The 11,878-nt window shown below is 46.7% G+C and carries 12 protein-coding genes; 4 read left to right on the forward strand and 8 right to left on the reverse strand.

Annotated features, from left to right (window positions below; genetic code table 11):
- Position 1: 1 nt before the first annotated feature.
- The 3 genes from LK536_RS51060 to LK536_RS51070 all read right to left on the reverse strand — a co-directional run bounded on the left by LK536_RS51060 (position 2) and on the right by LK536_RS51070 (position 3,765).
- Positions 2–904: a carbohydrate ABC transporter permease gene (locus LK536_RS51060; RefSeq protein ID WP_120058611.1), complete on the reverse strand. Its 903-nt coding sequence runs from the start codon at positions 902–904 to the stop codon at positions 2–4.
- 68 nt (positions 905–972) lie between these two features.
- Entirely contained in the window at positions 973–2,292 is a 1,320-nt protein-coding gene (locus tag LK536_RS51065; protein WP_025485061.1) for an ABC transporter substrate-binding protein, read from the reverse strand.
- Between the two features lie 27 nt (positions 2,293–2,319).
- Positions 2,320–3,765, reverse strand: coding sequence for a glycoside hydrolase family 32 protein (locus tag LK536_RS51070; RefSeq protein ID WP_227795612.1), 1,446 nt, complete (start codon positions 3,763–3,765; stop codon positions 2,320–2,322).
- Between the two features lie 321 nt (positions 3,766–4,086).
- On the opposite strand from LK536_RS51070, the gene LK536_RS51075 reads away from it, so the two are divergent.
- Together LK536_RS51075 and LK536_RS51080 are read left to right on the forward strand one after the other, a co-directional pair.
- Positions 4,087–5,121, forward strand: a complete 1,035-nt coding sequence (locus LK536_RS51075) for a LacI family DNA-binding transcriptional regulator (protein WP_227795611.1) — start codon at positions 4,087–4,089, stop codon at positions 5,119–5,121.
- Between the two features lie 189 nt (positions 5,122–5,310).
- Positions 5,311–5,577 (forward strand): hypothetical protein, encoded by a 267-nt coding sequence (locus LK536_RS51080; RefSeq protein ID WP_008720717.1) that lies wholly within the window; start codon positions 5,311–5,313, stop codon positions 5,575–5,577.
- A gap of 106 nt (positions 5,578–5,683) precedes the next feature.
- On the opposite strand, the gene LK536_RS51085 is transcribed toward LK536_RS51080, so the two are convergent.
- Positions 5,684–7,033, reverse strand: coding sequence for a glucose-6-phosphate isomerase (locus LK536_RS51085; protein WP_040380463.1), 1,350 nt, complete (start codon positions 7,031–7,033; stop codon positions 5,684–5,686).
- 197 nt (positions 7,034–7,230) lie between these two features.
- Complete coding sequence (locus LK536_RS51090; RefSeq protein WP_506092208.1) at positions 7,231–7,977, reverse strand: hypothetical protein; 747 nt, start codon at positions 7,975–7,977, stop codon at positions 7,231–7,233.
- A gap of 691 nt (positions 7,978–8,668) precedes the next feature.
- Here LK536_RS51090 and LK536_RS51095 point away from each other — a divergent pair.
- A complete protein-coding gene (locus tag LK536_RS51095; protein ID WP_227795610.1) occupies positions 8,669–8,944 on the forward strand; it encodes a hypothetical protein in 276 nt (91 codons plus the stop codon).
- A 370-nt stretch (positions 8,945–9,314) separates the two neighbouring features.
- On the opposite strand, the gene LK536_RS51100 is transcribed toward LK536_RS51095, so the two are convergent.
- On the reverse strand, positions 9,315–10,007 hold the full coding sequence (locus LK536_RS51100) for a 5'-methylthioadenosine/adenosylhomocysteine nucleosidase (RefSeq protein ID WP_008720723.1): 693 nt from the start codon (positions 10,005–10,007) through the stop codon (positions 9,315–9,317).
- A gap of 154 nt (positions 10,008–10,161) precedes the next feature.
- Here LK536_RS51100 and LK536_RS51105 point away from each other — a divergent pair, with 154 nt between their 5' ends.
- Positions 10,162–10,404, forward strand: coding sequence for a TIGR03905 family TSCPD domain-containing protein (locus LK536_RS51105; protein ID WP_008720724.1), 243 nt, complete (start codon positions 10,162–10,164; stop codon positions 10,402–10,404).
- A 72-nt stretch (positions 10,405–10,476) separates the two neighbouring features.
- Here LK536_RS51105 and LK536_RS51110 read toward each other — a convergent pair whose 3' ends face one another.
- Both LK536_RS51110 and LK536_RS51115 read right to left on the reverse strand, forming a co-directional pair.
- Positions 10,477–10,995: a DUF6147 family protein gene (locus tag LK536_RS51110; RefSeq protein WP_227795609.1), complete on the reverse strand. Its 519-nt coding sequence runs from the start codon at positions 10,993–10,995 to the stop codon at positions 10,477–10,479.
- Positions 10,996–11,010: 15 nt separating this feature from the next.
- A complete protein-coding gene (locus LK536_RS51115; protein WP_329602217.1) occupies positions 11,011–11,844 on the reverse strand; it encodes a hypothetical protein in 834 nt (277 codons plus the stop codon).
- Positions 11,845–11,878 lie beyond the last annotated feature (34 nt).

Raw genomic sequence — 11,878 nt, forward strand, 5'->3', positions numbered from 1 at the left:
GTCAATGTCCCCCCGCATGCTTTTTCTTTTTTATGAATGTCTTTTCCTCCGACATCACCGCCCGGAGCAGGGCAACCACCAGGATACTTTCTATGATGATGAACACGGACAGCGTGCTTCCATAACCATACTGGTTGCTGGAAAATGCCTTCTTATACATATAGGTGGACATCAGCTCGCTGACATTGCCCGGGCCTCCATTGGTCAGGAGGAACGGTATGTCAAATCCCCTCAAGGCGCCGGTCAGGCACATGGTCAGGGTGAGAAGGATGATCTGACGGATCATGGGAAGCTTAATCCTAATCAGCAGCTGCCAGTCCGTTGCCCCATCCACCCTGGCCGCCTCCATGACTTCCTTATCCAGGGAAATCAGGGCTGCATAGAAGATAACCATATACATCCCGGCAAACCGCCATCCCTCCGGCAGGGATACGGCTGCAAGGACCGTCTTGATATTTGTAAGCCAGCTGATGCTGCGGATGCCAAAAACATTCAATATCTGGTTAATCAGGCCCACGGGTTCGGTGGCATACATGCTTCTGAACAGCTGGGTAACAGCCACCGTAGTAATGATGCACGGAACATAATATAAGGTTTTAATCAGGGCAACGTGCTTTGTCATATAGGTAAGCAGCACTGCAAATATAAGCCCTATCATCAGCTGCATGGACACCACGATGACAAGGTATATCAGGTTATTCACAAAGGCGGTATAGAAGACAGGGTCCCTGAACATATGGATGTAATTATCAAGGCCCACGAACTTTCTGGCGCCAATGCCTCCCCATTCCATAAAACTCAGCCGGATTGACTCCTCAATCGGATAAAACACAGCCAGTATATAAAACAATAAGCCTGGCAGAAGAAATACACAGAACGCCTTCCTGTCCCTTAAAATGCCCATATCCCATTCCCCTTTCCATACCGGCTGCCCCGGGAATCCCAGATACCCGCGGCAGCCATGCAAGCCTTCTATTTAACATTGGAAGCAATGGCATCATCCACAATCTTTATAAAGTCATCCACTGTCATGTCGCCAGCTGCCAGCAAAAGCATGTTATCCTGCATCACGGTATTTGTGTCAACATCCAGATACGTATCCCATGGCTTCAGGAAATTTTCCCCTGTCTTTTCCATGTCTTCCCGGATCCGTAAATACAGGTCCGTAAACTGGATGTCTCCCGGCAGTTCTGTCTTGATGGGCGACATCTGCATGCGTCCGGCATAAATCTTACCGTAATTCTCAATCACATACTTTATGAAGTCCTTGGTCTTAGCGTCAAAGGTCTGTGTGTTGAACGCCATGCCGATTCCTGAATTGACACAGAACTCATTGGCTCCTGTTTTTGCGCCTTCTGCGGTCGGAAGATAGAAGTAATCAACCTTGCCTGCGTTGTACGCTTCAAGCATGGCGGCCTGCTCCCAATCCCCTATATAATACATGGCTGACTTTCCGTCCAGGAACATGGACTGGGCCGTTGCGTAATCCGTTGCCCCGAAGCCTTCATTAAAATATTGTCCGATTTCCTGTAAGAATTCCACGGCCTGCCTGCCGGTTTCATCCCCCATGGAGGCCTTTCCGTCCCTCAGGTTAATGATGTACTCATTCCCGGTCATCCTGAACGGCATCATTGCAATGTAGCGCTGTACCGGCCACCGGTCGATTCCGTCTACGGAAATCGGCGTAATTCCATTATCCTTAAGAGTCCTGCAGACATCCAGCCATTCATCCATGGTCTTTGGCACCTCGACGCCATTTTCCTTAAATATATCTTTATTGTACCAGATCATTTCCACATGATATTCCAGCGGCAGGGTGTACATGGAACCATCCGTAAATTCCTGATAGCGCAGGGCGGTTGGATAGAACCTGTCATAAAGACCTTCATCCTGTAAGAACTTCTTCACGTCCACAAGATATCCTGCATCCACAAGTTCCTGGCAGTAAGGGTCTGCGTCAATATCAATGATGTCCGGCATCTGTCCGCCTGCAATCAGGGTCTTAAGCTTCTGGAGGTAGGAGGGCCTGTCCGCCGTTGTCTCAACCTCTATCTTCCATTTTCCTCCTTTTTCCTTGCCGTACTGCTCGGCAATCTCCCTCATGGTCAGGTCTATTTCCCCGTCCACAGGTCTGGAGGCAAACCATTTGACCACGGTCACATCGCTGTCCGCGTTCCCTTTCCCATTCTCAGAAGCCCCGGACGGACTGCCTGACGGCGTCCCCTGGCCGCATGCCGCCATGGTCAGCATGGCTGCTGCTGTTAATACGATTGCTAACATTCTTTTTTTCATATTCTCTTCTCCTTCTCTGCATTATGATCATTTGACTTTTATCTGACATCCGCTGACAGCCGCCGTACCCCCCACTGTATAGATACCGGCAAGGCCGCCTTTATGGTCGTACATCCTGGTGGACATGGCCATTCGGTCATTCACATATAGCACACACAGGTCATCCTCCCGGAAAATCCTTATTTGGTATGTATCTGCTGCCGGAAGCTTCCTTGAAGTCTCAATCTGGCATGGGATATCGCCCTTAATCTGCCATTGGTAAACGCCCTGGCCCGACCTTGGCCACATATCCCATGCAGCCGTGCGCCGCGACAGGTCCATCCTGAGGAAATAACCGTTTTCCATTCCCGTATCCGTATGCAGCGCCACACCTGTCTCTGCGGATTGACCGGGGGTAATGGTGAGATCCAGTTCAAATCCCTGTTCCGGAACCGGAAACAGCACGGCGCCCAGGGTTTCCGACTGGATGATGGTTTTCCCCGCCTCTTCTCTGGCGGTACAATGATAATAACATAAATCATTGACGGGCAGTACCTGGTTATAGAAATCCTTCATTGCCTCCGTGGGTTTCACGCTTAATGTCCCGTCCGGTTCCTGGACAATCTCATGTGCGACCATGGTGCCGCCCCACTCCCAGGGACCGTAATCATTATTCCCGGCCTTACTTGCAATCCATCCGAATGCAAACCGCTTCTGACCGTCAAAAGCAGTCTTGATTGCGTAATCCGCCCTGGTGTCAAACACATCATCGTCCGGAATCCCCCACGGCCCGTCCAGCGTCCTGGCCATTCTGTAATGCGTGGTAAAGCGGTCTGAAAATGTGGAGAATACAAGGTACCACCAGCCGCCCATCTGAAAAACCTCCGGACATTCCATTGTCACATACATCTCCGGGGCGTAAAACGGTTCTTCATAGGTCCAGTTGACCAGGTCCGTTGATTTGCACAGGGCCGTACAGCCGCCCCGGTGGGCGCCGCCGCCCTTTTTCCTGGCAGCCAGCAGCATCCAGTAATTGCCCTCTTCCTCATTCTTAAATACATATGGATCCCGCCAGTCAAATGACTCATACATACTGTCATCTGCCACAAACAGAAAATCCTCATCCGTCTCCCAGTGGATCAGGTCCGTGCTGAACGCCCTCATTACGGACTGCACGCTCTTGCCATGAATCTGGATATCCGCATTGAACGCAGTATAGAACGCATAATATTCATTTTCACCCTTCTTAATCACGGAACCTGTGTAAATGTTCTTATTGGGACGGTCATCCCCTCCTCTTGTTATGGCCTCGCCCTGGTACTGGAATTTCCTGCAGTCCTTTGTCGTGGCCAGGTGCCAGGTTGTCTCTTCTGCGAACTCGCCCGGGTTAACCCTGGGATCATGCAGGTAGTATGCATAGTATGTGCCGTCTTCGTAATATGGTATCAGGTCACCTACCCATGCGTTGTCTGGTTTGAAGAATAATTTATCCATTTGCCCCATCCTTTATAGTTACATTTTTCTTTCATTTGCACTTTTATTTTAGTTAATGCACACATTATTGTCAATGTATTTAGGGTGCTGCTCTATGAATTTCGTATACATATACAGTGAATCCTGTGGTTTATTATGAATTTAACACAATGTCTGTGGTTATATTAATGAAATTTATGTGTGCATTTGCACCCATCGCTGCACACCTTCTGTTTTATATATCCCATTCCTTGCAATGTTACATTTGAACACAAAAACTGTTTGCATTTTCCCCAAATGCACATTATAATATGCTTATAAATAACTTCAGGAGGTTGTCATATGAACTGTACCATACAGGACATTGCCCATGAATTAAACATATCACGAAACACGGTCTCAAAAGCCCTTAATGGAAAAGGCGGGGTTTCGGAGGAAACCAAACGGTTAATCTTCGAAAAAGCCCGCGAAATGAATTACAGGAATATCTTAAATGAAACATCCGTCCCTGCATCCTCATCCTCCCAGGGAACCATTCTTTTCCTTACAAAGGCATCGGCAGACTACTCTGAATTCTGGGTCAATGTCATGAAAGGGATTGAATCCGTGCTTACCCCCTGCGGATACACCCTTACCCTGGGCATCATCACGGATGAAGAGCTGGAAAAGAAACAGTTCCCTCCCATTGTCTATGATACCTCCATCCAGGGCATCATCATGGTTGAGATATGCAGCCGTGAGGCCTGCCAGACATTAATCGAAACAGGCATCCCATGTGTGACCGTGGACATGCCCAAAGAATATGAGAACCTGATTGGCAGGCTGGATATCATCACCATGGAAAATAAGACCAATGTAAAGCGGATTGTCAAGCTTCTGGCAGATAAGGAAAAACGCCGTTTTTCCTTTGCCGGAGATATATACTCCTATAATGTGGGCCGCGGATTCCAGGAACGTTTTGACGCGCTCTGCGAAGCCTTGAATGAGTTGGAACTTCCCCTTGACCAGGCCCACTCCCTGCTCTATGAAACCAATAACCAGTACATGGATTTTCCCTATCTTGTCAATAAGCTCAAGTCCATGGAAGGGCTTCCTGATGTCTATATATGCGGCAATGACTGGACAGCCATACAGGTCATGCACGCCATACAGTTCCTTGGACACCGCATTCCTGAGGAGGTTGCCTTTGTGGGTTTTGACGACATCAACCAGTCAGCCAAATGTAATCCTCCGCTGACAACCATACACACACCCAAGGAGCAGCTTGGCATAGCGGCCGCCAACTGCCTGCTGACCAGAATCAGGACACCCAGGACACCCTGCGTCTTCTCCCAGTATTCCACGGAGCTGATCATAAGGGAGTCCACAGATATATGACCTGCCGCCATTGAATCTTTCTCCTGAACCTTTACCTGAACCTTTACCTGAACCTTTAAATTGCTGGGAAATAAATATAAATCCTTTTAAAACCTGGAATTAAATGATATACTAAACCTCAGACGCAAAATTGCTCACAGAAGCATTGCCTGATACAGCAGGTAAATATAAGAAAGAAGGAGAAGCCTTATGTTCAGAATGTGGGGAAAATTAATGAAGGACAACCATCTGTTACAGGATACCGTGATATGCATATCAGACTACTCCCTGTCCAGGACCCAGATGGTTTTTGACTCCCTGGACTCCATCTGCTACGAGTTCAATCTGGAAAAGCCCATGTGGCTGGACTCTACTGTAAAGGATTTTAAATACCACGATAAAGCCCGTTTTTCACAGGATAATTTTATCGAATCCATTGACTTTGATTATCTTGAGATACAGGTTATTGAAGAGTAGATGAAACCAGTCTTTTGATACTGCAATTGAAAAGCCGCCCTGCTGACTTACATCATCAGCAGGACGGCCTTTTATCCTTTATGGATTTACCGTGCCAAACAGTCCATTACAGCCTCTTAAGCAGCTCTTCCCTCTGCTCCTCATATCCAGGCTTGCCTAACAGTGCGAACATATTTTTCTTATAGCTCTCCACCCCCGGCTGGTTAAACGGATTAATACCCAGAATATAACCGCTTACGCCGCAGGCAAATTCAAAGAAGTAGAACAGTTCTCCCAGATAGAACGCATTCTGCTCCGGTACCTTAACCATCAGGTTCGGTACATTGCCGTCCGTGTGAGCCAAAATCGTGCCGTTCATGGCACTCTTATTAACAAAATCCACGCTCTTCCCAGCCAGGTAATTCATTCCGTCGGTATCCACGTCTTCTTTATTCAGGAGAATCTCTTCCGGAGATTCCTCCACATTGATCACTGTCTCAAACATGATACGTGCTCCGTCCTGGATGAACTGTCCCATGGAGTGCAGATCCGTGGTCAGATCCACTGCTGCCGGGAAAATGCCTCTCTGATCCTTGCCCTCGCTCTCACCATAGAGCTGCTTCCACCACTCGGACACGTAGTGAAGGCTTGGCTCATAGTTGGCCACGATCTCAACTGATTTGCCTTTGCGAAGCAGGATGTTGCGCACTGCTGCATAAAGCAGGGCAGGGTTGGACTCATATGGGGTCTCCAGCGCTTTCTTCCTTCCTGAAGCAGCGCCTTCCATCAATTTATCAATATCCGCTCCACTGACCGCGATTGGCAGAAGGCCTACAGCTGTCAATACGCTGAATCGCCCGCCTACGTCATCCGGTACAACGAATTCCTCATATCCTTCTTCGTCCGCCAGATTCTTAAGGGCGCCTTTAGCCTTGTCTGTGGTTGCGTAGATGCGCTTGTTAGCCTCTTCTTTGCCATACTTTTCAATCAGCATCTCCTTAAATACACGGAATGCGATTGCCGGTTCAGTGGTAGTGCCTGACTTGGAAATGATATTGATGGAGAAATCCTTTCCTTCCAATACCTGCTTTAAATCATGGATATACTTGCTGCTGATGCTGTTGCCCACAAAATAAATCTCAGGTGTCTTACGAACGCTCTTAGGTAACACATTATAAAAGCTATGTGACAGAAATTCAATGGCCGCCCTGGCTCCCAGATAGGAACCGCCGATTCCCACTACTAAAAGGACATCAGAATCACTCTGAATCTTGGCTGCCGCCTTCTTAATCCTTGCAAACTCATCCTTGTCATAATCCACAGGCAAGTCAATCCATCCCAGAAAATCGCTGCCTGCTCCCGTCTTACTGAGCAAGGTTTCCTTTGCACTCATTACCGTGGTCTTAAAGTTGGCCATCTCCTCAGCAGATATGACTCCCGCTGTCTTGGAATAATCAAATGTTACTTCCTTTACCATAATTCGCGCTCTCCTTTTCTTATGTCCATGGACGGACATCCAAGCCGATCCATGCCTCTATCTATTGCGGTAAAGCCGCTTATCGTTTAAATTATACCATATCCCGTCTTATAATTCTATTTCTTTCTAATTTATGGATTCGATTTTCAAGTTCCATTTTCAGGACTTATTCTGAAAATGGTTTCCTGGAAATCTTTCTATGAAATAAACTCCTTTAACAATTCCCCAAGCATCCGCTTCTGGTCCGGATTCAGATCCTGAAGCCAGTTATCCTTGGACTTGTCCTCCTGTCTCTCCCTGCTGGCAGCTGTCTGCTCCAGCCCGCGTCTGTTGTTATTATTTGAACGGCGTTCCCTTCCAATGGAGCGTACAGGCGCCGGTTCCCTGCGCTCCTCCTCTGCTGTAACGGCAGGCACATGCTCCGCACTGCCCTCGCGGTTCATTCTCGGCCACATCACATTTTCCATATAATCCTGTAAGCAGGTGAGAAGCTGCTGGCGCTTGGCCTCCAGATTCACCCCATAATCCACCAGCATGGTGAACATGCCTGCCAGGATACCGATGGAGCCGTAAAGAACAATATAATAATTATCACTTCTATACCAATAAGAGAGAAATGCTGCCCCGCCGCCTGCCAGGAAGCAGAGAAGTGTCAGCTGCCCTGACAGGTTGTCCAGTCCTCTTGCAGTCATTCCTGCCGTACGGAGGCTGTACATCTGGCGTTCCAGATAAACACGTGTGTTGCTCATACCCTGATTAATTCTATATGTATCCTCTGCATTCTGTTTCAAATTACGCAGACACTTGTTCTTGGTCAATGCCATATTGGTACTCTCTTTAATTAATCGTTTGTAGAAGCTTCCCGCCATCAGCCGGCTGAATACCCCCGCCAGGCAGATTGCTGCCAGCACATACAGTGCCTTTCCTGTTTGTAAAAAGCTCATCATTGTAAAAGCCCCTTTCTTCTTCCCGGATTCCTTCCAGTTACTATACTATTATTGACGGTATCTGATTGGCGGCCGCATTGCCGCAGGCGCCATTATCCGTCGTTTGGGAAATGCCCCTGCAGTCAGGCGTTTCCCGGTAAAGTCTATTATAGCAACGGATTTTGATTTGGGAAGTTGAGAAAGCCTAGAATCGTTCGCCAAATTCTCCTAAAAAACGATCCTGAAAGGTAAGATATCCCTTAAAAAGCCTGTATATTAAGGCCCTGTCTCCTCCTTCCCTGACAAACTCCTTCTCCCAATCCGGTCAATAATCATGCCTGCTGGAACATATAGTTTAAATTCCATCCCCTGTCCATGAGATATGATATATCTGCTTAACCCAGCAATTGAGAGGCCAAACGTAAGGTTCAGGTGTCAGCCGGACCCGCCTGGCATCACTGAAAAAACTGGGCCGTATATAGCAGGGGGGTAAGCGCAGCGCATCCTATCTGTACTGTGGACGCTGCGGGCGGCAGATGACCGCAGGAATCTGTCCCTGGTTTTATGGAAGCCGGGAATACGGACGGGCCGGAACGTAGGGGAGGGTCGGAATTGGGTGGGGGCAGATTGATGTTAGGGGGATTGACGTTGGGATGATTGAAATTGGGAGGATTGGCGTTGGGAGGAATTGGCGTTGGGAGGATTGGCTTTGGGAGGATTGGCTTTGGGGGGATTGGCTTTGGGGGGATTGGCTTTGGGAGGATTGGCTTTGGAAGGGATTGGCTTTGGGGAGATTGGCTTTGGGAGGATTGGCTTTGGGGGGATTGGCTTTGGGGGGATTGGCTTTGGGAGGATTGGCTTTGGAAGGATTGGCTTTGGGAGGGATTGGCGTTGGGAGGATTGGCTTTGGAAGGGGTTGGCGTTGGGGGATTGGCTTTGGGAGGATTGGCTTTGGGGGATTGGCTTTGGGGAGATTGGTAGATGAATCGGTAGTTGGATTGGCAGGGGAACAGTGCTTTAGCGCTCTGTTTATTTATGATTTTATGCGGTTCCCTTCTATAAATATAGTGGAACTCTCCAGATGCCCTACCTTTGCTCCCGCTCAAATCGCTGGGGCATAACCTGGAATCTCTTCCCATTTTCTGTTGTTACAAGGTACCTCGTTGATATCCGGATGTGGGTTTGACCTATGTTTATCTCCATGAATGGTTTTGCGATTGACTTTGGGTATCAATCCATACGCAACATTACCATTGGTTTAGGAAACAATTACCGGAAATAGTCCCTTAAATGTAAAGAACCTCCTGGAATGATACCAAAGAGGTCCCTGATTCTAAAAAGTGCTCTATTACTGCTTAATAAGAACGTATCATCTCCGTCAGCAGGTTTACTGAATGCGTGATTGCCTTTGCCTCAAAAGCAGGATAATCAACCGTAGCGCTGTCGTCCGCCTTATCCGAGATAGCCCTTACAATCAAAAATGGGATGGAATTCAAATAACATGCCTGTGCAATAGCGGCCCCTTCCATCTCAGTGCAATATCCGGCAAATGTCTCCACAAGCCATTGCTTCTTATCCTTATCCGAAATAAACTGGTCCCCTGTCACAACACGGCCCACGAATGTGTGTATATCCGGATTCACCCTGGCACAGCACTCCCTGGCCAGCTGAACCAGCTTCCCATCTGCCTCAAAAGCAAGTGTATCCACACGTGGAATCTGCCCTACAGCATATCCAAAACCAGAGGCGTCCACATCATGCTGCAACGCATCATTAGACAGGACAATATCTCCGATATCAATCTCCGCCTTAAGCGAACCAGCTATACCTGTATTCACAATTCCCTCAACATTATATATATCTGCCAGTATCTGTGTACACATGGCGGCATTGACCTTTCCGATGCCGGAGCGCACCACCACTACATCCTTTCCATCCAGTCTGCCCTTATAAAAATCCATAGCCGCCCTGGTCTCTACCTGTACATCTGTCAGCTGTTCCTTAAGCTTGGATACTTCTTCATCCATGGCTCCGATAATTCCTAACATAAAAACCTCCTTCTTGTCCCCTGTAGGGCACCTATCCTTTATTATATCGAAAGTGTACAGTTTTTCAAGTATAAAGCTTATTCGCACTTGACATTCCCATTTTCATAAGGCATAATCTGATATACATGAATGATTCAAGCAGGAGGCTATATACATGAGGTATAAAACACAAGGAGTCTGTTCACGGGAGATATCCTTTGAAGTAAAAGATAACAAACTTACCAATGTCCAGTTTGTAGGCGGATGTTCCGGCAACACCCAGGGCCTGTCCAGACTGATAGAAGGAATGGACATAGACGATGCAATCACAAGACTGGACGGCATCCATTGCGGCCCCAGGCCCACATCCTGTCCGGATCAGTTAGCCCGGGCTTTGAAGCAGTATAAGGCACAGTAGTAGGGGTTATATATAAGAGTAAAGTTAAGGCAGGTCGGGGGACCTGCCTTTTATTTTGCTTGGTTAGGTTAATCAATCTAATAAGATACCATCAGTGACTGGATTGAAACCTTCATATTCATTATTAAGAAGCGCACCAAACGCACCTCTTAACCGATAATAACATCCTTTTTTCTGATTTATAAAGGAAACATTTATGTTTGGTGTGGTTAATCCATCTGGATAATCACTAGCATAGAACTCAGCCTCATAATAGTCAACCTGATACCATCTTTCTGCAGATTCATCCCAACGATCTAAATAAATGGTGATATACGCTTCATCTACAGGAACTCGGAAAAGAGATACAGCAACTGCTCCCACCTCTCCATTTCCATTATCTAAAATCGTCAAATCTGCTCTTGCAAAAAAAACTCCACGCGGCCTTGCACTCTCAGATACCTTACTTTGTTTAACCCCTGGAGGTAACAATTTTGATACCTCATTAACTGAAGTATACTGGCCTAAATTATAGGGACTAGCAAATACATTAAGTGTCATAAAAATCACCAGCATTACAGTAACTATAGCAGTATATTTTATTCTCTTCATATTCTTCCTCCGTATTTAAAATGATAAATCCTTTACTATCCTCTGAAATTCCAAAATATCCATTGTCCCTAATAAGCTATAGTATGCTCCATCCACAATAACGGATGTTTCAAGTGCCATATTACCATCTTCAAAGTATTCTTCTTTTATTACCAAAGTTTGCCTGAGCCATTTATTATATACTTCATATGTATTTTTCGTTTTTGCATCAGACTTGAAGTTGTAAGATACTCTTTTATCATATTTTGACTGTGCAAAATATATTGTACTATCGCTATAAAGAAACTTAATATATATTATTCCATCACCAGTTAATACTTCCGAAAATTCCATGTCAGCAGGTATATAGCCAAGCCTCAAAGCTTTAATACTTAAATCTTTTTCAATTAACGCATATGCCTCTTCTTCTCCATTAGCAGCTACCTTATTCATATCATTATTTAACACCTTACCATTATCAGCAAGCTCATCCTTCCGCTCCCGGAAAAAATAAGACTTCCGCCCCATCGACACAATACTACCACTACCAGCTATCAAACATGCAATCAACCCAATTGCGGCCAGCCGCTTCCATCCAAACCGGACCCGGACTACCTTGTCCTCTTCTGGTTCTTCGGATTCGGCCAGTTCAGTTGTATCCGCTGACTCAGCCCTTTCTTCCTGTATCCTGGACCAGATTTTCTCAAATTCATCTGCAGCTGGTTCAGGAATGGGCAGGGGAATATCTGTATTGCTGGCTGCCTCAAATTCATCTAAAAGGTCTTCCCTTGAACAATCACACATTTCCCGAAGCAGGAAGTCTATTGATTTGTCCTTGTCCTGTTCTGAATCTTTGTTATAATCTCCCACGTGACACCTCTGTTTACAAAATCTCCTAAAGTTA

This window comes from Clostridium pacaense (assembly GCF_020709765.2).
GTDB lineage: Bacteria > Bacillota > Clostridia > Lachnospirales > Lachnospiraceae > Enterocloster > Enterocloster hominis.

Excerpts from the sequence above, each read along its gene's own strand:
- LK536_RS51060 (WP_120058611.1), bottom strand. The coding sequence starts at position 904 with ATGGGCATTTTAAGGGACAGGAAGGCGTTCTGTGTATTTCTTCTGCCA.
- LK536_RS51065 (WP_025485061.1), bottom strand. The coding sequence starts at position 2,292 with ATGAAAAAAAGAATGTTAGCAATCGTATTAACAGCAGCAGCCATGCTG.
- LK536_RS51070 (WP_227795612.1), bottom strand. The coding sequence starts at position 3,765 with ATGGATAAATTATTCTTCAAACCAGACAACGCATGGGTAGGTGACCTG.
- LK536_RS51075 (WP_227795611.1), top strand. The coding sequence starts at position 4,087 with ATGAACTGTACCATACAGGACATTGCCCATGAATTAAACATATCACGA.
- LK536_RS51080 (WP_008720717.1), top strand. The coding sequence starts at position 5,311 with ATGTTCAGAATGTGGGGAAAATTAATGAAGGACAACCATCTGTTACAG.
- LK536_RS51085 (WP_040380463.1), bottom strand. The coding sequence starts at position 7,033 with ATGGTAAAGGAAGTAACATTTGATTATTCCAAGACAGCGGGAGTCATA.
- LK536_RS51090 (WP_506092208.1), bottom strand. The coding sequence starts at position 7,977 with ATGAGCTTTTTACAAACAGGAAAGGCACTGTATGTGCTGGCAGCAATC.
- LK536_RS51100 (WP_008720723.1), bottom strand. The coding sequence starts at position 10,007 with ATGTTAGGAATTATCGGAGCCATGGATGAAGAAGTATCCAAGCTTAAG.
- LK536_RS51105 (WP_008720724.1), top strand. The coding sequence starts at position 10,162 with ATGAGGTATAAAACACAAGGAGTCTGTTCACGGGAGATATCCTTTGAA.
- LK536_RS51110 (WP_227795609.1), bottom strand. The coding sequence starts at position 10,995 with ATGAAGAGAATAAAATATACTGCTATAGTTACTGTAATGCTGGTGATT.